Annotated in this window: 15 protein-coding genes; 9 read left to right on the top strand and 6 right to left on the bottom strand. The window is 35.0% G+C overall.

Annotation, left to right across the window (positions count from 1 at the left end; all coding sequences use genetic code 11):
* Positions 1-1,357: 1,357 nt before the first annotated feature.
* The 4 genes from DD649_RS03160 (at position 1,358) to DD649_RS03175 (ending at position 6,236) form a co-directional block, all read left to right on the top strand.
* A complete protein-coding gene (locus tag DD649_RS03160) occupies positions 1,358-1,957 on the top strand; it encodes a fimbrial protein (protein WP_294103514.1) in 600 nt (199 codons plus the stop codon).
* A gap of 101 nt (positions 1,958-2,058) precedes the next feature.
* Positions 2,059-2,760, top strand: a complete 702-nt coding sequence (locus DD649_RS03165; protein WP_294103516.1) for a fimbria/pilus periplasmic chaperone — start codon at positions 2,059-2,061, stop codon at positions 2,758-2,760.
* 9 nt (positions 2,761-2,769) lie between these two features.
* Positions 2,770-5,253: a fimbria/pilus outer membrane usher protein gene (locus DD649_RS03170; RefSeq protein ID WP_294103518.1), complete on the top strand. Its 2,484-nt coding sequence runs from the start codon at positions 2,770-2,772 to the stop codon at positions 5,251-5,253.
* The gene (locus DD649_RS03175; RefSeq protein ID WP_294103520.1) at positions 5,244-6,236 is read left to right on the top strand and encodes a fimbrial protein; all 993 of its coding nucleotides are present in this window, start codon (positions 5,244-5,246) and stop codon (positions 6,234-6,236) included. Before DD649_RS03170 ends, DD649_RS03175 begins: the two co-directional genes overlap by 10 nt.
* 267 nt (positions 6,237-6,503) lie before the next feature.
* Here DD649_RS03175 and DD649_RS03180 read toward each other — a convergent pair whose 3' ends face one another.
* Positions 6,504-6,815, bottom strand: a complete 312-nt coding sequence (locus DD649_RS03180) for a helix-turn-helix transcriptional regulator (RefSeq protein WP_294103522.1) — start codon at positions 6,813-6,815, stop codon at positions 6,504-6,506.
* Positions 6,816-7,483: 668 nt separating this feature from the next.
* On the opposite strand from DD649_RS03180, the gene grxB reads away from it, so the two are divergent.
* Positions 7,484-8,122, top strand: coding sequence for a glutaredoxin 2 (gene grxB / locus DD649_RS03185; RefSeq protein WP_294103879.1), 639 nt, complete (start codon positions 7,484-7,486; stop codon positions 8,120-8,122).
* A gap of 52 nt (positions 8,123-8,174) precedes the next feature.
* Here the strand turns inward: grxB and DD649_RS03190 are convergent, their stop codons facing one another.
* Together DD649_RS03190 and DD649_RS03195 are read right to left on the bottom strand one after the other, a co-directional pair.
* Entirely contained in the window at positions 8,175-8,612 is a 438-nt protein-coding gene (locus tag DD649_RS03190; RefSeq protein ID WP_294103524.1) for an META domain-containing protein, read from the bottom strand.
* Between the two features lie 2 nt (positions 8,613-8,614).
* Complete coding sequence (locus DD649_RS03195) at positions 8,615-9,616, bottom strand: 2-hydroxyacid dehydrogenase (RefSeq protein WP_294103526.1); 1,002 nt, start codon at positions 9,614-9,616, stop codon at positions 8,615-8,617.
* Between the two features lie 241 nt (positions 9,617-9,857).
* Between DD649_RS03195 and DD649_RS03200 the strand changes: the two genes are divergently transcribed.
* The 3 genes from DD649_RS03200 to DD649_RS03210 are packed head-to-tail and all read left to right on the top strand — an operon-like array spanning position 9,858 to position 12,995.
* Complete coding sequence (locus DD649_RS03200) at positions 9,858-12,446, top strand: YdbH family protein (protein ID WP_294103528.1); 2,589 nt, start codon at positions 9,858-9,860, stop codon at positions 12,444-12,446.
* Positions 12,447-12,495: 49 nt separating this feature from the next.
* Complete coding sequence (locus tag DD649_RS03205) at positions 12,496-12,669, top strand: YnbE family lipoprotein (RefSeq protein ID WP_336429017.1); 174 nt, start codon at positions 12,496-12,498, stop codon at positions 12,667-12,669.
* Positions 12,666-12,995, top strand: a complete 330-nt coding sequence (locus tag DD649_RS03210; RefSeq protein WP_294103530.1) for a YdbL family protein — start codon at positions 12,666-12,668, stop codon at positions 12,993-12,995. The genes DD649_RS03205 and DD649_RS03210 overlap by 4 nt, the downstream gene beginning before the upstream one ends.
* A 39-nt stretch (positions 12,996-13,034) precedes the next feature.
* Here the strand turns inward: DD649_RS03210 and DD649_RS03215 are convergent, their stop codons facing one another.
* Positions 13,035-13,415: an NAD(P)H-dependent oxidoreductase gene (locus DD649_RS03215; RefSeq protein ID WP_336429187.1), complete on the bottom strand. Its 381-nt coding sequence runs from the start codon at positions 13,413-13,415 to the stop codon at positions 13,035-13,037.
* A gap of 332 nt (positions 13,416-13,747) precedes the next feature.
* Here DD649_RS03215 and hrpA point away from each other — a divergent pair, with 332 nt between their 5' ends.
* A complete protein-coding gene (gene hrpA / locus DD649_RS03220) occupies positions 13,748-17,647 on the top strand; it encodes an ATP-dependent RNA helicase HrpA (RefSeq protein ID WP_294103534.1) in 3,900 nt (1,299 codons plus the stop codon).
* Between the two features lie 296 nt (positions 17,648-17,943).
* Here the strand turns inward: hrpA and DD649_RS03225 are convergent, their stop codons facing one another.
* Positions 17,944-19,335: an amino acid permease gene (locus DD649_RS03225; protein ID WP_294103536.1), complete on the bottom strand. Its 1,392-nt coding sequence runs from the start codon at positions 19,333-19,335 to the stop codon at positions 17,944-17,946.
* Between the two features lie 375 nt (positions 19,336-19,710).
* A complete protein-coding gene (ydgH, locus tag DD649_RS03230) occupies positions 19,711-20,661 on the bottom strand; it encodes a DUF1471 family protein YdgH (protein WP_294103538.1) in 951 nt (316 codons plus the stop codon).
* Positions 20,662-20,924: the final 263 nt, after the last annotated feature.

Here is a 20,924-nt window from a genome sequence, read left to right on the forward strand (position 1 = left end):
ATTGATATACGATAAATTATTGATATAAAATATTTTTATCTTTCAATGTCTCAAATTTGTCTAATTATGATTTTCAAAATGGGATAGCTATTTTATGTTAGATAATTAGAACAAATTTGATGGTTAATGTCGTGATTGAATTTTTAGATTGGTTGTAAAATTCCAATTCTGAAATTAATTTATCTAACAAAGAGGGTCTTTTTTAGATTGTTTTAGAGGGTAAGTCACATGATTACACCTTATGTGAGTAAATTAGGAATATTCTTAATGATAATATTCGGTGAATAGAACTTTTTATTTACATTGGCCTATGGTTTATAAAACCCATAACTTTCAATAAGTTATGCATTCATATTTTTGAGGCTTAATGAATTGTATTTTTAACAAAATGTAGACATATTCTGTATTTTAATTAAAAAAAGATAACTTTTGCTAACATAGGTACAGAAAAAGACTATCTAGTTGAGATGTATATTTAAATGTATTTTAATATGGCAAGAGAATTAAGTTGTGGATTTAATGTTTTTTTCTTTACGCTATTCTAGATTAAATCTACGTATATTTTTTTATTTTAAATAAAATAGAATATTATCTCGCCAAAATGAGACTATCGTTCTTTTTTAATGAAAAAAGTATGCTCTTAGTATTAAAAAGTAATTTTACTCTCATTTTGAGTTAAATTTATATCAAGAACGATAATTCGAGATATAATTTTTTATTTTATCGTTCTGTGTTATTTTTTTTAAATCGACAAATCATTAGTTAAATTAATGTTTTTGGTTTTTCAAGTATTCGTATAATGATAAATATAGTTATGAATTTAATACTAAAATTATCTCTATGTATTTTTTTTCATCATTTTAGGTCCATTTATTGATTGTTTTCATTTTATTTAAATCTACATAATTCATTTATTCTGCATATTAATTTAATTAACCTGCTGAAACAATTGTAAAGTTCTATTTTAATTCTCGAATGAGAGTAATTGAGCCAAATAAATCTATCGCTATTTTCAATTAATAATCAAAGTCTAATAGCTTGCGCCTATCAAATAATTCATAAGTGATGATAAAAACGATTTAATTAAATTTAAGTTTTTATGTATCCTCTTTTCGAAATCATACAGAGCTATGATTATAAATTCGAAATAAGACTATTTAAGAAATATATTTATTTGCCTTAATGCAGCTGCATTTAAACAACAGCATTAAAGCAATTAGTTTAAAAATAAAATATGGATATTTCCGCTGTATTTTTATGCGGCAAGTTTCCTGTTTTTTCATTTTCTACTAAATAAAACTAATGCTTAATAAGTCTTTAAATACAAAAAAGAAAACCCTCATAATAGGACATAAAAATGAATAAAGTATTATTAACTACAGTTGCAACTGCATTCATCGGTCTATCTACAGCTAATGCGGCGAGTACTAATGTTGGCGGTGGTCAAGTTAATTTTCATGGTAAAGTAACTGATGTTTCTTGCTCTGTTTCTGTAGATGGCCAAGGCAGTGATGCAAGCGTTTACTTAGCGCCAGTTTCACTAACAGAGGTCAATGCAGCGGCACCAGATACCTATTTAAAACCTAAATCATTTGTGATTGATGTTACGGACTGTTCTGCGGCAACGACTGCAGTGACCGGTGATAAATTAGGTGTTACTTGGACTGGTGGTAATTTACTGCAAAGTGGCGCAGGTAAATCATTAGGTTATTTAGCTAACACAGAAACGACAGGTGCTAAAAATATTCAATTAGTACTTTCTGTGAATGACGAAACTAATTTAGGTAAGAAAATTATTCCTGGTGAAGCTGGGCAAGAAAAAGCGACAGGCGATACAACTAAAGTTGCAAACGGTGCTCGTTTTCAATATTACGTAGGTTACGCAACTTCTACACCTAAAACTGTTACTACAGGTGAAGTTCAAAGTTATGCAACTTATGAAATTACTTACCAATAACAAAAAGAATATCTTTAATTAATATTTGAATTTTAATATTAATTAATAAGCATGATATTAAGAAGCGGTGGAGAATCTGCCGCTTTTATCCTGAGGTAAAAATGAAAGCGTTAGTATTTATATTTTGCTTATTTTTCAGTATAAACGTATTTGCTAGTAATATTATTGTTAATGGTACTAGGTTTATTTATCCTGGAAATGAAAAAGAAATTACTGTGCAACTAAGTAATACAGCTGATCGTCCTGCTGTTGCCCAGGCTTGGCTTGATACTGGGGATGCGTCCGAAACACCGGATACAATAAAAACACCTTTTCAAATTACACCACCTATTTCGCGTGTAGAGGCTAAGGGCGGGCAAACACTGCGAATTAAGCTAATGGATAAAGCGAGTATTCCTCAAGATAGAGAAAGTCTGTGGTGGTTAAATATTTTAGATATTCCGCCCATGGAAAAGAATAAAGCTCAGGAAAATCAAAATGTATTGCAATTAGCAATACGTTCTCGTTTTAAATTTTTCTATCGTCCGATTGGTTTAAGTAGTCGCGAATTGGCACCTGAGCAATTAATAATTAAAGCAAACGGTAATAATATTATTATAGACAATCCTTCGCCGTACTTTATTACTATTACAAAAATTTCTACTGACGGTAAAACAAGTCTGAATGAAAAAACTATTTTAGTAGAACCTAAAAGTCAATCCATAGTGATGTTAAAACAAACACTAAAACCTGGCAGTAACATCATTATTAATAATATTAATGATTATGGATCAGATATTGCGGTGAAAACCACCGTAAGATAGGAATATATAATGAAACAACGAGAGTTAATAAATAAATATAGCAATACACTCTCGGTGACCTGTTTTGTCACTGTATGTATAGCCTCTACTTTTCCTGCTTGGGGTGAAGAAGATACAACCTACGAATTTAATAGTGGCTTTATTATTGGTAGCAAAGAAGATATTGATTTAAAACGTTTTAATACCTCAGGTATTAGTCCTGGTAAATATTCTGTAGATGTTTACACCAATAATAATTGGAAGGGGCGTTATGATCTTAATTTTGAACAGACAGAAACAGGCGAGCTAGGAATATGTTATACACCTGCAATGCTCTCTGATTTTGGGATTAGTGCAGAAAAATTAAACCCTAAAATAGCCCAAGATAGCAAAGATTGTTTACCCTTAAGCCAATGGAATAACGAGAAAGATGTTAGTAGTGTTTTTCATTCATCAACATTACGTTTAGATATTTCAGTTCCACAAATTTATGAACAAAGAATTTCTCGTGGCTATGTTTCTAACCAATTTTGGGAAACAGGTATTCCAGCACTAAACCTTGGCTACATGGCTAACTATTATGATAATCATACCAGTGGTTCTCAAGGTACTAATGATGCAAGTGCTTATATTGGATTAAATGCAGGATTAAGTTTCGACGGTTGGTTACTTAAGCATATGGGGAATCTTAGTTGGCAACGTCATGATGGAACAAATTGGAATAGTAACCAGACTTATCTACAAAAACCAATGGCATCATTAAAGTCTAAAGCGACTGTGGGACAGTTTTATACTGATGGTGACCTTTTTGATAGCATTAGTTTGCGTGGTGCGAAGCTAGCCACTGACGATAATATGTACCCTGATGGAATGACAACTTATGCACCAGAAATCAGAGGAATTGCACAAAGTAATGCTTTGGTGACTGTTAAACAAAATGGCTCCATTATATATCAAACATCAGTGCCTCCAGGGCCATTTAATTTAACTGACGTATATCCATCCGGTTATGGTAATGATTTAAACGTGACAGTTAAAGAAGCTGATGGAAGTGAAACTATTTTTAGCGTTCCTTATTCATCGTTAGCTCAGTTATTGCGTCCTGGCTATACCCGATATCAAGTGTCGAGTGGTAAAGCGGATGCGGATGGTTTAAGAAATCGACCTCTCATTTTGCAAGGTACTATTCAGCATGGCTTAAATAATACCTTTACCCTTTATGGGGGCGTTACCGGATTTGATGATTACCAAGCTTATTTAGTGGGTACAGGTATTAATACAGGTATTGGTGCTGTTGCTATTGACTTAACTCAGTCACGTACAGCATTTAAGTATAGAACTGAAACTGGACAAAGTTATCGTTTTACCTTCAGTCGTCTTTTTACTCAAACTGATACCAACGTAGTGCTTGCGGCATACCGTTATTCTACAGAAGATTATTATAGCGTTAGTAATGCACTGTATGCGATCGACAATGATAAGCGGGGAATAGAGAACACGTTAGGACGCGAAAAAAATGGTTTCAGCTATACCTTGAACCAAACATTACCTGACGGTTTTGGTGGCGTATATTTTACGGGGCGTGTTTCGACTTATTGGGATAAATCCGGTACCGAAAAGCAATACCAACTTAGTTATAACAATAATTTCAATCGTCTCTCTTATGGTATTTCACTCATGAGAGTTTATGCGGAAAATACTAATAATAAGAAAGATGACCGTATAGCGTTGAATTTAAGTTACCCACTCTATTTTGGAGAAAGTCAAAGTACAACGATTACATCGAATACGACTTTTAATAATGAAAAATTTGGATCAAGTCAAATTGGAGCGAGTGGTGCGTTTGATCGAGATAATAACTGGACATATGGCGTAAATACATCAGTTGCTAATGGCGGTGAAAAAAATGTAGGGATTAATACCGGCTACCGAACTTCATCAGTTAGTACCAATGCAAATTATAGTCAAGGACAGGGGTATCGCCAATTTGGTCTTGGTGCAAATGGGTCCGTTATTGTGCATTCAGGAGGTGTAACTCTGACACCTAACAGTTCAACGACCTTAGCATTAATTGAAGCAAAAGGTGCTGAGGGGGCATCGATAGTAGGTGCACCTGGGGCACAAATTGATCGTAATGGTTATGCTATCGCACCTTATGTTCGACCATACCGTATTAATAATATTGAGCTTGACCCAAAAAATAGTCCTGAAGACATTGTATTTGAAAATACATCTAGTCAAGTGGTTCCTTATGAAGGAAGTGTCGTAAAAGTTAAATTTGAGACTAAGATTGAAAAAAATACGCCATTTAATGTGATTAGATTTGGAAATAAAGCGTTGCCATTTGGTGCAAATGTGACTGATAAACAAGGCGAGTCTATCGGTATTGTTGGGCAAGGTGGCACTGTGTTTATTAATAATGAAAATGCAAAAGAGGCCATCATTAAATGGGATAATGGCCAGTGCTCATTCTCTTTAGTTGCAGGAAACAGTAAGGAAATTCTATGTCAATAACAACTCAATGGCGCTGGTATGTTGGCATTGGTTTACTCTTTACTGCTAGCTACGCTTCTGCTGCTTGTAATCGTTCCAATGCAAAAACTTATGAGCTTGATATGCGCATGGGCAGGGTTGTGGTTAATCCTAATCTTCAGGTAGGAGATACCATTGCAGAACAGCGATGGACTATGAGTGAAAACTCAAATGTTACTTATGGATATTGTGATGCAAGAACAGCGATTACTGCGCAAGTAATAATGCCGAATTTAGCTCCGCTTGGTAATAAAGTCTATCAAACTAACGTTGCGGGTATCGGAATGAAATTTCATCGAGAAGGTGCTGTTCGAATGACCTATCCGGATGTTTTTTATACACCTTCATCTTCAAATTATTATTTGGCGGGTTCTGTTTTCATACTGACATTGATAAAAACTGCGCCTATAACGGGTTCCGGTACGATAGCGAGTGGAAATTATACTTCTTACGGTTATATACCTAATAATAATCCATGGTTGGTCACTAAATTAAATGCCGAAGCTATCACAATTGTTTCACCATCTTGTCAAGTTGAAGGTGGTACAGATAAAAATGTATTTCTTGATCCTATTAAGCGTTCAGAATTGAAAGGTAGAGGAACGACAGCTGGAGAGCGAAACTTTGATATTACATTAAGGTGTAGTGGTGGGGTGAGTGTATCCGGTTTTGCAAATGTAAAGATGACGTTTAATGGTGAAAATCCAGTTGGTATTAGCAGCACACAGGGTGTGTTGGTAAATCAAGCAGCGTCAAGTGCTGCTAATGGCGTAGGTATACAAGTTTTAGAGCGCGGAAATAAAAAACCATTATCGTTTAATTCTGAATATAGAATAGGAAGGTTAGTTGATAAGCAAACACAAAATATAGATTTAAAATATATTGCACGATACTATCAATACGGGTCAACAATTTCATCAGGGGAAGTTAAGTCTAAAATGGTTTTTGATATTACGTATGATTAGCTAATCTATTATACGTAATTATTTTTTAATGCGTATTCTTACTGAAAATGATTTCTGAATTTATAATGAGTTAATTTGATATAAGGGTGTTTAAACCTAATTTAAATAGAAACAATAAATGTTTCATTGTTTCTATTTTTATTTAATTTATGCTTGATGATTTTAGAGAGGTTCACAATCACAGCATTTTATAAAATCAAAGATAACGTAGCATTTTTAATGCTATGTTTTTTGTTTTTGATAAATTGAAGTGATTGTGTAATGTGTTTAAGAGTAATTTTTAGACGTAATAATCACGCTTTCAGCTACATACTCAAACCCTTGATCTACTTCGTTAAAATCTTTATTTTTATTATAAAGAAGTTCATTTTTATAGTCTTGAAAGAACCATTCAATTGGACACTTTAAAACATCAGCAATATCTATTAGATGATTAATAGGGATTTTATTGATACCATTTTCATAACGGGATATTTGTTGTTGGCTCAACTTTAATTTATTAGCTAAATCTGCACCAGATAAACCTAATTCTTTTCTCCGATTTTTTATTTTAATACCGATAATACTATGAATGTCCATATGACATCCTCAATTTTTAGAAGGATTATTATTGTCTGTGATTTTTAATAAACTGTGCTAGCTATAGTATATTAAAAAACAATCTAATTTAAAAGTTTTATTACCCATAATTATGATAAATATTTATATATTTTATGTGGAAATTTTAATGTTCTAACTGGAAATAACACTGCAATTAATGTGGTATCATTTACTTAATGAAAATAAAATCAATTATAGTTAAAATTACGTAACTAAATGATTTGATATAGATCTTTATCTACAAATAACCTGACGCTATTATTTGTTCCAAATTGGAACGTAACTCTAACTCTAAATAAGAGTATTTAATATTTTGTAATCTTAAATATAAGTGTTAAATAAAATAATGTTTTTTGTTGATTAAATCCTGGTGATGCTAACACATTAATTAATAAGCCATTATTGGTGATAGTAGACCCGCGATATTTCAAATTTCATTTATATTAAATTGATATAAATTAATATGGCGCTATCAGGTTTAATATGTTTATATTTTAAAATATAACATACTCTTCAATTCTAATCGAATTTTGACATTCATTCGGCCATTATTAATTTTATGTGTTGATTGCAAATTTAACATAAAGAACTTGATGTATACTATAATTTTGAAGAGGTATTTTATTGATTAACTGGTGAGGCCTATGATGAAACTATATATTTATGACCATTGCCCATTTTGTGTACGCGCGAGAATGATTTTCGGTTTAAAAAAAATAGCAGTTGAGGAAATTGTTCTATTAGATAGTGATATAGATACGCCAACTCGAATGATTGGTCGTAAAATGTTACCTATTTTACAAAAAGAAGATGGTAATTATTTACCTGAAAGTATGGATATTGTCCATTATATCGATAAGTTAAATGAACCCAGATATGCAGGGGGAGAAGTCTCTGCGGAGATTGATGCTTGGTTCAAAGCCGTATCAAAGACAGTATCTAAGTTGGTCACACCTCGTTTTGTTGAAACTGATTTTCCTGAGGTAAGTACAGCTGAAGCAAAAAAAGCATACCTTACCCGAGTCGCTAAGTCTTATGGTGATTTAACGGTATTATATAAAGAAACTCACACCTTGTTGATTGAATTAGAACCACAAATGCAATTGCTTGATATATGGTTAGAAAATCGTAACGATAATTTTGATCTTAATGATTTTATTATATTTCCAATATTACGAAGTTTAAGCATTGTAGATGAATTATCATTTAGTACTAATGTCAATAATTATATGGTGCGGGTAGCTAAAGCTACAGGTGTTAATTTGCTTTTTGAACAAGCAAAATAGAATATTAAACTCGCAGCTAATTTTTGGCTGCGAGTTTAATTCTAAATTGATACTAATTGATGTAATCACGTAATATGTAGACTAGGCTGTATGGGCCTTGAGTAAGAACTAACTGATTATGTGAATATGTTACAGTAGCGCCTTTGGTTAACATTTTATTAATGAGAATATCTAATTTTGATAAATCTTCATCTACACATTCGAGCTCTGTTTTACTTATACTAGTGACTAGCAGTTTTGAGTCGGTGATACTGGCTATTCCATTAAATTCATTGCACATTGTCGCAGATGTGAACATATTCTCTCCAAATGATATTGATGGAAGAGTTTGTTTATAACGTATCGTTTTGCCATTTACCTTAGTTAGCACAAAATTATGATGAACTAATTTTTGTACTAATGTTTGGTTATCGTTGCCTGCATTTACTTTTGGTGTCTGACAAGCCGTCAATAGTAAGCCAAATAATGTTAGCGGAATTAAACGTTTCATTATTACTCAGCTTTAACAACATTTGGGCAAGTTTCACCAAGACTAATCTGGCGAATATTATTTAGAGTCGTAAGACTAATACTTGTTAATGCTTCTTCAGTTAGGAATGCTTGGTGTCCTGTGAATAAAACATTGTGGCAGGACGAAAGACGGCGGAATATATCATCTTGTATAACATCATTTGATTTATCTTCAAAAAATAGGTCACGTTCATTTTCATAAACATCCATCCCGAGTGAACCTATTATTTGTGATTTAAGTGCATTAATTGCTGCGACTGAATCAATAAGTGCGCCACGACTTGTATTAATGATCATCACACCTTTTTTCATTTTGTGAAATGCAATTTCATCTAATAAATGATGATTTTCAGGTGTTAAAGGGCAATGAAGAGAAATAATATCTGATTGTGCATATAAAGTATTCAAATCAACGTATTCAGCCCCAAGATCTAATACTGCTTGATTAGGGTATGGGTCATGTGCGAGTAAACGCATGCCGAAACCTTTTAAGATCCTTAAGGTTGCTTGTCCTATTTTACCTGTACCAATAATACCAGCGGTACGGTTATGCATATTAAAGCCAGTTAAACCTTCTAGGGAGAAATTGGCATCGCGGGTACGTTGATATGCCCTGTGAATACGACGATTGAGGCAAAGCATCATTCCGACTGCATGTTCTGCGACAGACTCAGGAGAATATGCAGGAACGCGAACAACTTGGATGCCCAATTCTTCAGCGGCAGTTAAATCAACATTATTAAATCCCGCACAACGTAAAGCTAATATACGAATATTAAGTGCTGCCAGCTCTTCTAAAACAGCACGATTAGCTTCATCATTAACAAAAATACAAATGGCATCAGCACCAACAGCATTTTTTGCAGTTTGTACAGTTAATGGAAAATCAAAGTATTCAATACTAAAATTAAACTCTGATTGTTGATTGACTTGCTCCATATGCTTACGATCATACTGTTTGGTACTATAAGAAACGATTTTCATCAAAGAGACTCCACAAATTTTCAGGAACCAAAAAAATAAATAATAGGCGAAAAAGAGCACCTACAAAGAATGAGATCAGGATAAGACAATTAGTGGTGTAAAGCATCAACAAATTAACAAAACAAGCCTCTGTTTACTTTTGATTATTACTCAGGTTTCATAAATTGCGATTTAATGTGAAAATAGAATAAGAGATATCGGCTAACAATAGTTGTGTACAGACAAAACAAGGAAGCAGTAAATGAAAAGGGCACTTAAAATTCTGCTATGGGCATTTATAGGTAGCATTACGCTCTTGGTTTTACTATGGATAAATATTGCACGTTGGACTCCTATTGTAGCGGCATATTTTTTACCACCATCAGTAAGTTTGTCATTGACTGAGCCTAGACTTAATAATAAGCAACTTTTCATTGAGCAAGTAACACTTAATTCGGGCAATTGTCATTGGGTTGAACTTAACAATGTTCGATTATCACTGTTTCCTTTGCATGCAAAAATAAACAATTTAAATGTCTCTCTAAATTGTCCTAATGAATCAAATATTGATAATAATGAAGCTGTTACTCCCATTAATATTATTGAATTAATAGACAGTATCCCCTTGTTTTCACTCGTTATTGATAATGTAAATATTCAACCATGGTCGAATTATCAAGGAAGCCTTTGGCTATATAAAAATGAAAAATTGCCATTGAAAGTTCAATACCGTGGAGAAAACTTAACGCTTACATCGTCAATTACTGAAAATCATCAATTAATCATTAATGATTTTGCGATATTGTTACCTGATCAAAAACAAAAAATAGAATTGGCTGGCGATCTGCAACTTCCTTTAATGACAGATCAAATGCCCGAAAATGGTGTGCTTGAAACGCAATTTAGGTTAACAGGGATTGAGAAATTTTTTCAGGCCAAACTACAATGGCAACATAACGAAGGTATATTGACCTTAGTTGATGTAGATAATGCTAAGGAATTACTTCATCTACCATGGTCTCTGTCAGCGGAGAGTTTAAATATTACCCAAGGGATATGGCAATGGCAGGATGCAGGAATGCCCATTCAGGGTGGGATAACATTACAAATTGACAACTGGAATAATTCATTGAGCAACATGGTTATTTCGGGGCGATTAAATATGCTAACGCAGGCCAAAAAAGGTAAAGCTAATCTTGTTTTAACGCTCCCTCCTAGCCAATTTAATTTATTAAATACCGATATCACCTTCAGTTTAAATGGGCAAGTTAAATATGATGATATGGTTTTAGATATTAATTTGCCAGCTCGACTTACCGGGCAATTAATCTCACCGGCAGTGACTTTTTTGCCGAGTTCATTATTAAGAGCTTACGGAAGAGTGTCTCCAACTCTTGTATTACAAGAGGCTCGTTTACCTTTAGCAGGAACATCTTTGGGAGCAGAAGGTATTTCTGGACGGCTTCAAGCCATATTGAAAATTAAAGAACAATACTGGGGAGCCTTTGCTATTCATCTCGATGGCAATGCAAATAAATTCACACCTGATAATGGTAAATGGTTTTGGAATTATTGGGGAAATGCAAAATTGCCTTCTCTAGATGCACAATGGGATATTAAAGGGAGAGGTAGTTGGCAGGGTACTTTATTAACGCTTAACAGTTTGACTACAGGATTTGACCAAATTAAATACGGGCTTTTAGCGATGAGCTCACCGAGATTGATACTCACAAAGCCTTTGCAATGGCAACGTGATGAGAATAAAGCTAATTTTAATGGTTCATTACAACTTACTAGCAATAAAATGCAATTTGGTGAGTATAGCTATTTACCAAAAATAACAGTTAGTGCTGATATTAAAGGTGAGTCTCCAGCAAACTTTCAATTAAAAGGTGATTTGAGTACGAAAGAAGTCGGACCTATTATTATCTTTGGTCGTTGGGATGGTGAGCGCTTAAGAGGAGAGGCTCGTTGGCCAGAGCAATCAGTGACTGCATTTCAAACGCTTATACCTGAAGATTTAGGTATTGAATTGCGTCGAGGTAAGTTATTTTCGCAAGCTGCTTTTTCTATGACACCAAATGATGGTTTTATTGCTGGTGGGCATTGGCGAGTCGAAAATACAAGTATGTGGTTAAAAGATGGTGAACTAAATGGTTTAGATTTTGTTTTGCCGTGGAGATTAAAAAATAGTACTTGGACATTAGGTGAAAAATCGTCAGTTAAATTACGAATTAAACAACTTACTAATTTATTTGAGTTAAGCGATATAACCGCAGATTTGATGGGAACTTATCCTCCATCAGAGATTAAACCGCTAGAATTAAGCAATGTTGGTTTTAAAATGTTAGGTGGTGAGGTAAATCTCGATTTACTTCGTTGGCCACAACATGATGCTGCCATTATTAAATTACACCAAATTGAACTAAGCCAGTTATTTACCATACTAAAGGTTTCACAATTTGCAGTATCAGGAAAAGTTAATGGAGAATTACCATTTTATCTTAATAATCCTGAATGGATTGTTAAAGGTGGTTGGATGGAAAATAATGGGTCATTGACTTTACGTCTTGATACTCAATTTGTTGAGTCAATTAAAAAAGATAATATCTCTGCGGGATCGGCAATTAGCTGGTTACAATATTTGGAGATACAACGTAGCCGAACTGATGTAAATGTGACTAATCTAGGATTATTAACAATGAAAACAATCTTAGAGGGATTTAATTCTCAAGAAAAGAAAAAACGTGAAGTGCATTTAAATTATCAGCAAGAAGAAAACATATTTCAATTGTGGCGTAGTTTACGTTTTGGCAGCAGTTTAGAAGAATGGCTAGAAAAAAACTTATAAAGGATGAATAGGTAAAGTGAAAATACTCAAAATAAGCGTAGTATTTATAATGGCAATGTTTTTGTCATCTTGTATTAGAGTTGAGGTCGCGACACCAGAAAAGCCGATCAACATTAATATGAATGTCAAAATTGAACATGAAATTCAAATTAAAGCAGATAGACAGGTTGAAGAATTACTTAAAGAAAACAGTGAGTTATTTGGCGAGGTTGACGTAAAATGATCAATTTTATTAAAGCCATTACACTATGTATTTCAGTTATCTCATTTTCTGCATTTTCACTGACGGTCGATATAGCGAAAGAGCAAGGTGTTATTGGTGAAACATTGTCAGGTTACTTAGCAGTAGTTAACGAAAGTAATAGAGATGCAGATCAATTAGTCAATAAAATTAACCGTGAACGTGAAATCAAGTACAGTGAAATAGCATCAAAAAATAACCTTAAAACTAAAGATGTCGCTAAAATCGCGGGCCAGAAACTAGTCGACCGCGCAAGTCAGGGGGAATATGTACGAGGTATTAATGGGCAATGGTTGAAGAAAAAATAACAAAGGTACTTTAGGCTATATTGATTCGATTCTTCTATTTTAAGGTACTAGGCAATTAATATATTTTTGAGCCTGAATGTATGCTTGGTTGGCAAATATATCTTTATAGATCCCATCACGGCTAGTAAAAATATAAACATGTTTGCTTTTTAAGCCAATAGCACCTTGTTCAGTATATTTAAATGTATGGCCGGACCCGGCGATAAAATCAAAATAGTGTTTTAAGTGAAAAGAAATAGTAAAATTGTATATCGGTGCCACAATGACAATGATGTTATTTTGCTTAATTTCTTCAATTAATTGATTTGACAGATCCAATTGTGCTTGTTGTTGCTTCGTGAGCGTGCCACTAGAGGTAAAAGCTGCTAGTATTTTGCTATCGAGTGTTGGGAGCAGATTGTTGATTACACTCCGAACAATTCATTTATCAGTTGGATTTTTTCCCTGCCATTGTTGAATAAAATAATCTGTCATTTTATTAGTTTATAATGTGAAGTATCTGACAGGGTACCTGACTTCAATGATAATATTTTGCTCATTTATTTTCTCAAAACTGATTGATATTGCGTGGTTAACGATTGGCGCGAGACGCAATTGATTGATAAATGAAAATTAGATTATAAATTTTAAGAAAATTGATGGTGTGTATATGCGATAACTAAAATCATAACCAAAAAATGAATGATGCCGCATTATGGGTAATTAATCATCATCATAAAGTATATAAACATATAAAAAATAAGGATTTAAAGGTGAAATCCATTCTGACAGCATTAGAAGCTGATATTGGACAAACTTCATTGCGTGACCAGTGGTTTTTGAATAAACGACTCCGCGGTGTGACAAAAATACACGATGAAAAATCACGTCAGGCCGTTCTTGAAGTAATAAAAACGGAGATTGAAACGGCAAAACAAAAAATTAGTATGAAACGGTTAAATCCGCCAAAAATTGTTTATCCTGAAAATCTACCTGTAAGTCAGAAAAAGCAAGCCATCCTTGAAGCAATTAAACAGCACCAAGTTGTTATTATTGCGGGCGAGACAGGTTCAGGTAAAACGACGCAAATTCCTAAAATTTGTCTTGAATTAGGACGTGGAATTCAAGGGTTTATTGGTCACACACAACCACGACGTTTGGCAGCTCGATCGGTTGCTGCACGTTTAGCCCAAGAGCTAGAGTGTGAAATCGGAACAAATGTAGGTTATAAGGTTCGCTTTAGTGATCATGTTGGTGAGAATACTCAAGTCAAATTGATGACTGATGGTATTTTGTTGGCAGAGCTACAAAATGATAAATTACTCCTACAATACGATACTATTATTATCGATGAAGCTCATGAAAGAAGTTTGAATATTGATTTTATATTAGGATATTTGCGTCAATTATTACCTAAAAGACCTGATTTAAAAATTATTATTACCTCTGCAACTATTGATCCTGAACGTTTCTCTCGTCACTTTAATAGTGCGCCTATTGTTGAGGTCTCTGGTCGTACTTATCCGGTAGAGGTTCGTTATCGTCCTATCATGGGGGATGATAACGATAGCGAGCGTGATCAAATTGATGGAATTGTTGATGCCGTCAATGAACTTACGCTTGAAGGACCGGGTGACATTTTGATTTTTATGAGTGGTGAGCGTGAAATTCGTGATACTGCTGATGCACTTGCTAAATTACAGCTTCGTCATACAGAGGTTTTACCATTGTTTGCGAGACTTTCAAATAGCGAGCAAAATCGGATTTTCAATCCTCATGGTGGCCGTCGAATTATTTTGGCCACAAACGTTGCTGAAACATCTTTAACAGTACCAGGTATCAAATATGTGATTGATACCGGTTATGCAAGAATAAGTCGTTATAGTTATCGAACTAAAGTACAACGATTACCTGTAGAAGCAATATCACAAGCATCTGCAAATCAACGGAAAGGGCGTTGTGGCCGCGTATCTGATGGTATTTGTATTCGTTTATATTCCGAAGAAGATTTTTTATCACGAACTGAATTTACAGATCCCGAAATTTTAAGAACTAATTTAGCTTCTGTTATCTTGCAAATGACCTCCATTGGGTTAGGTGACATTGCTGGGTTTCCATTTGTTGAGGCACCAGATAAACGTAATATTCAAGATGGTGTAAAATTATTAGAAGAATTAGGGGCTGTTAAATCTCACCAAGATGTCAGTCGTGGTTATCAACTTACAGAAATAGGTCGTCAGTTAGCGCAGCTTCCAGTGGATCCTCGACTTGCTAGAATGGTGATTGAAGCAAGAAAACATGGTGCAGTGCGTGAAACTATGGTGATTGTTGCGGCGCTATCTATTCAAGATCCGCGAGAAAGGCCGCTTGATAAGCAACAGGCATCCGATGAAAAACATCGTCGTTTTCATGATAAACAGTCTGATTTTCTTGCGTTTTTAAACTTGTGGGATTATTTGAAAGATCAACAAAAAGAACTTTCAAATGCTCAATTTAGAAAAATGTGCCGCCAAGACTTTATCAATTACCTTCGTATTCGAGAATGGCAAGATTTATATACTCAACTTAGACAAGTCGTGAAAGAACAAGGCTTTGCGATTAACAGCATAGAAGCTGATTTTCGGAGTGTGCATGTTTCTTTGTTGGCGGGTTTATTGTCCCATATTGGGCAAAAAGATGCGGATAAACCTGAGTTTACAGGTGCAAGAAATGCACGTTTTACTATCTTTCCAGGCTCCGGTTTATTTAAAAAACCACCTAAGTGGGCAATGGTGGCTGAATTGGTTGAAACATCAAAACTTTGGGGCCGTATCGCTGCATCGATCGATCCTGAATGGATTGAACCGTTAGCAGAACATTTAACTAAGCATAATTACAGTGAGCCGCATTGGTCTAAATCTGAGGGTGCAGTAATGGCCTCTGAAAAGGTTACTTTATACGGTTTGGCTATTGTTGCGGCTCGTCAGGTTAATTTTGGTAATATTGACCCTTTGTTATGTCGCGAATTATTTATTCGACATGCGTTAGTGGAAGGTGATTGGGCTACTCGTCATGCCTTTTTTAAGGAAAACCTAAAGCTATTATCAGAAATTGAAGATTTAGAACATAAATCAAGACGTCGAGATATCTTAGTTGATGATGAAACACTATTTGCTTTTTATGATCAACGTATACCGAATGATGTTATTTCATCACGACATTTTGATAATTGGTGGAAATCAGCATCAAAAGAAAAGCCTGACCTGCTTAGTTTTGAAAAAAATATGCTCATTAAAGAGGATGCGGCGAATGTATCAGCACTCGATTACCCAAATTACTGGTATCAAGGTGATTTAAAATTTCGTCTGAGTTATCAATTTGAGCCGGGAACTGATGCGGATGGCGTCACTGTTCATATTCCATTGGCGGTATTAAATCAGGTACAAAATATTGGTTTTGATTGGCAGGTTCCGGGATTACGAGAGGAGCTGATTATTGCACTGATTAAGTCACTACCAAAACCAATTAGGCGAAATTTTGTTCCAGCGCCGAACTATGCATCTGCATTTTTGGAGCGAGTGCCTGCACCTGAAGGAAGCGTGCTGGATAAACTAGAGCGTGAATTACGTCGAATGACTGGTGTAACTGTCGATCGGGCATCATGGCAATTAGACCAACTGCCTGTACATTTGAAAATGACTTATCGTGTTATTGGCGATAAAAATAAAACAATCGCAGAAGGGTATGATCTTGATGCGCTAAAAAGTAGTTTGAAAGAAAAAGTGCAAGAAACTCTTTCTGAAGTTGTCGATGATGGTATTGAGCAAAGTGGTTTACATATTTGGAGTTTTGGTGAATTACCTCAACGTTATGAACAAAAACGAGGTGGATATTCAGTTAAAGCTTATCCTGCACTAGTTGATGAAAAAAGTAGTGTTGGTATTCGTGTATTTGAAACGGAATTTGAACAGCAGCAAGCTATGTGGGCAGGTGTACGCAGATTATTATTACTTAATATTCCATCACCAATTAAATATTTACATGAAAAACTACCAAATAAATCTAAACTTGGTCTTTACTTTAATCCTTATGGCAAAGTTCTAGAGTTAATTGATGATTGCATTGCTTGTGGTATCGACCAGTTGATTGCAAATCATGGTGGGGCCGTTTGGAATGAAGAACAATTTGAGCACTTAAAAGAGCTTGCCCGTGCAGAACTAAATGATGTTGTGGTTAATATCGCAAAGCAAGTTGAGCAAATTTTGACGACTGTATTTGCAATCAACAAACGATTAAAAGGGCGTGTCGATTTATCTATGGCATTGGCTTTATCTGACCTAAAAGCACAAATGTCAGGGTTAGCTTTCAAAGGATTTGTAACGGCTCATGGCTGGAAACGCTTACCTGATGTTCTGCGCTATTTAAATGGCATTGAACGTCGATTGGAAAAATTGGCTATTGACCCAAATAGAGATCGAGCTCAAATGAGCCGAGTTGAGCATGTGCAAAATATGCATCAACAATGGCTGTCAAAATTGACTCCAGTACAGAAAATGTTACCTGAAGTATTGGAGGTTCGTTGGATGATAGAAGAGTTGAGAGTAAGCTTATTCGCACAACAATTAGGCACTCCATATCCCATCTCAGACAAGCGAATTATCCAGACGATGGAAAGCATCGCACAACGATTATAATTTGTTGTGTAAGTAGTGTTATTTTAAATATCAGGCTCCTATCTTTTATAAAGGTAGGGGCCTTTTTTATAAAGGTAGGGGCCTTTTTTATAACATTACTATAAATTAAGGTTTTTTAGTTACAACATACTATTGGTGTTCATAGAGATAAATAAGCATCTGAGTTGCTTTTTATATCAAAAAGCTAAAAATGAAAAAAGAGGTAAGTTGTTAAATAAAGCAGATGGAGTAGGGCGGAGGAATAAGTAAAAGAGCACTAAATTTAATCAAATTTAGTGCATATCCACATAGGCTTATTAAGCCATTAAATAATAAAGTGCTGGTATTGAGGTAATTGCTATGGCAAAAGCGGCAACTTTCTCAACTAATTTTAATGGTGATTTTGCTGTTTGCTGGGAGCGTGCATACAAGAAAACTAAAATACCAGGGGCGTATAGCACAACAGATAGCAGCAAATTGATTAAGCCGGAAGCATATAATAACCATAAACCATAAACACTGGCGACTAAGCCTACCGCTAATAATGGCTTATTGTGACGCTCAAAGGCAACCTTCATTAAAAATGCACCTACTAAAAAATAAGGTACTAATATCATCTCAGAAGCAATAGTAAGCAATGTGTTGTAATTGCTACCACTAAGCCAGATTAATACTAAAGAAAGCTGTACCGCGCTATTGGTTAACCATAGTGACGATGATGGTGCATCATTAGCGTTAAGTTTATTAAATATTTTTGGAAATGACTTATACTGTGCGGCGATGTATGGAACCTCTGCGGCCATTATAGTCCAACTTAAATAGGCGCCACAGACAGAGATGATGAGTCCTGCGGCGATGATAATATTGCCACTTGTACCAATTAAATTCACCATTAATGTTGCCATTGACGGGTTTTTAATATCAGCAAGTTCAGCCTGAGACATTAAGCCTAACGATAGTAACGTGACTAAAATATAGATTATTAATGCAGAACAGACTGCAAATACCGTAGCTAAACCAACATCACGACGATTTCTAGCTCTAGCTGAAACGACTACTGCGCCTTCAATACCAATAAATACCCATAAGGTAATTAGCATAGTGTCTTTAACTTGTTGCCAAACAGGGACACCAAGCTCAATACCACTAAAATCGGCATTAAAAATATCTAATTTGAACGCGATGAAAGCAAGAACAATGAATAATCCAAGTGGAACCAGCTTCGCCATTGTTGCTAATTTATTAATACCAGCAGCAGTTTGCACACCTTGTAAGACTAAATAATGAACAAACCAGAGTAGAATAGATTCACCAATTAAGGCCTGCCATGTATTACCATCACCAAAAATAATATTATCAGGAGTATCAGTAAAAAAGCTTATTGCAGCAAAAACAATCACTAAATAGGAAACATTGGCGACGACAGCGCATAGCCAATAACCCCAAGCGGAACAAAAGCCAACAAATTCACCAAATCCAACTTTTGCATAAGTAAATATCCCACCATCTAAATCCGGTCGGATTCTTGATAATAATAACAGTGAAAAGGCTAAAAAAAGGATACCAACACCGGTAATGCACCATCCAATAATCAGTGCCATTGGACTGGCCACTTCAGCCATATTTTGTGGAAGACTAAATACACCTGCGCCTACCATAGAGCTAAGCACTAAAGCGGTTAGGGCAGTGAGGCTTAATGTATTTTTCAATGTATATCCTGGTTGTTCTGCAATCAAAAGTTAAAATGACGTTAAAATAATCATTGTTATGAGTAATTAATCTATTCTGCCTTAAAATGGCAGTTAAATTGACTATCAAAAATTAAGAGTGGATTCTACGAATGAAATGGTTGAGATGCAATGGAAAAATATGCAGTTAATTAGCTATTTTATGCATATTAACGTTGTAATATTAATTTAGATTAAGTTTATTAACTAACTCATTGAATTGATAGCATGAGATTAATAAATACAAGCGCTAAAGAGTGGGTAGTGTAGGAAAATAGCGGGGGTTATTGTATATGGAATTAGAAGGTAAAAAAAAACCAGTTTTTATAAACTGGTTTTTCATAGGTTATTAATTTATTATTTGAATAAATCCGCGCTAATGGTAACGCTGCCACCATTAGACTGCCATTCTCTTGTTATATGGAAATATTTAGCACCTTTAGCTTCAGCACGTTTTGCAATTTGATAACGTACTTCTGGTGTATTGGTGTAATAACCTGAGAAAGTAATTGAATCGTATGGCACCATTTGTGCCGCCGCAGTTTTGTTGATTTCTTCGATAACATAGCCGTTTGGTAGGGTTACACTTGTGCGGCCCGGTTGGCTACTTGATGTCTCAAAGAAACGGCCAACAGCAACTGTCGGTTCTTCAGAAGATGCAACACCTGGAATACGTACTTTCTTAGCAGCTTCGCCACCTTCAGCAAGTAACGCACGGCCTGCATCAGAGTCCGCAGGAATAACTGCTTCATCTAATTGAACTTGGCGCTTAGGTGCATCTTTTTTGTATATATAAGCAGTTGCTAATGTGTTACCACCATCATTCATCGCAATATTACGAACGACGTAGAATGATGCTGCATCTTTCTCTTTAGCTTTCTTAGCGATTGCTTCATAGAGGTCTGGTTGAGAAGGGTAAAAGCCGCTTACACTGACAGTATCAAAAGGTTCATACTGGGCAGCATCGGTTTTTGACATTTCTTCAACACCACCGAATATACGGCGATTTGATTCTTCAAATTTAGGTGCGTCTTTTGCAAAAACATCAGCAACAACACGCATGTTGCCACTATCACCTATATCATCAAGGCTTTGAATGTAAAAGGCATACGCCCCCATTTTATCAGCCCTACGGGAGACCGCGTCAGATGCTTCATAAATAGCATTAAAGCGTCCAGTGACCGTTATACGCTCATAAGGTTTTAATTCTTCGGCCTGTTTTGGCGTTAACTCAACAGCTGCCTGACTAGCAGTAATACTAGATAATGATAACACCGCGGCTGCGATGACCGTAGTTTTCAGCTTCATACAAAATCCTTCCGCCTTGCGCAATTTATTATAAACGTGCTGAATCTTATTTGTACCACATGTCCATGATTATTACACGTAACTGTTCTTGTTGTCTCATGATTTTCTTTTTATGAGAAATAAATAATGATTGACTAGTCAAATTTACCAGTTATTTCAAAGTATCCAGTGTTTTATTGACCTAAAACTAAGATTTTCACTGCGAATTCCATTTACTGTTTAATAATCGTGATCAATTATGGATCAATAACGTTATTTTCAGT

Source organism: Providencia sp. (genome assembly GCF_003533305.1).
In the GTDB taxonomy this organism is placed as follows: Bacteria; Pseudomonadota; Gammaproteobacteria; order Enterobacterales; family Enterobacteriaceae; genus Providencia.

Bases quoted from the DNA above. Each gene is read 5' to 3' on its own strand.
- DD649_RS03160 (WP_294103514.1), top strand. From the start codon at position 1,358: ATGAATAAAGTATTATTAACTACAGTTGCAACTGCATTCATCGGTCTA.
- DD649_RS03165 (WP_294103516.1), top strand. From the start codon at position 2,059: ATGAAAGCGTTAGTATTTATATTTTGCTTATTTTTCAGTATAAACGTA.
- DD649_RS03170 (WP_294103518.1), top strand. From the start codon at position 2,770: ATGAAACAACGAGAGTTAATAAATAAATATAGCAATACACTCTCGGTG.
- DD649_RS03175 (WP_294103520.1), top strand. From the start codon at position 5,244: ATGTCAATAACAACTCAATGGCGCTGGTATGTTGGCATTGGTTTACTC.
- DD649_RS03180 (WP_294103522.1), bottom strand. From the start codon at position 6,815: ATGGACATTCATAGTATTATCGGTATTAAAATAAAAAATCGGAGAAAA.
- grxB (WP_294103879.1), top strand. From the start codon at position 7,484: ATGAAACTATATATTTATGACCATTGCCCATTTTGTGTACGCGCGAGA.
- DD649_RS03190 (WP_294103524.1), bottom strand. From the start codon at position 8,612: ATGAAACGTTTAATTCCGCTAACATTATTTGGCTTACTATTGACGGCT.
- DD649_RS03195 (WP_294103526.1), bottom strand. From the start codon at position 9,616: ATGAAAATCGTTTCTTATAGTACCAAACAGTATGATCGTAAGCATATG.
- DD649_RS03200 (WP_294103528.1), top strand. From the start codon at position 9,858: ATGAAAAGGGCACTTAAAATTCTGCTATGGGCATTTATAGGTAGCATT.
- DD649_RS03205 (WP_336429017.1), top strand. From the start codon at position 12,496: ATGGCAATGTTTTTGTCATCTTGTATTAGAGTTGAGGTCGCGACACCA.
- DD649_RS03210 (WP_294103530.1), top strand. From the start codon at position 12,666: ATGATCAATTTTATTAAAGCCATTACACTATGTATTTCAGTTATCTCA.
- ydgH (WP_294103538.1), bottom strand. From the start codon at position 20,661: ATGAAGCTGAAAACTACGGTCATCGCAGCCGCGGTGTTATCATTATCT.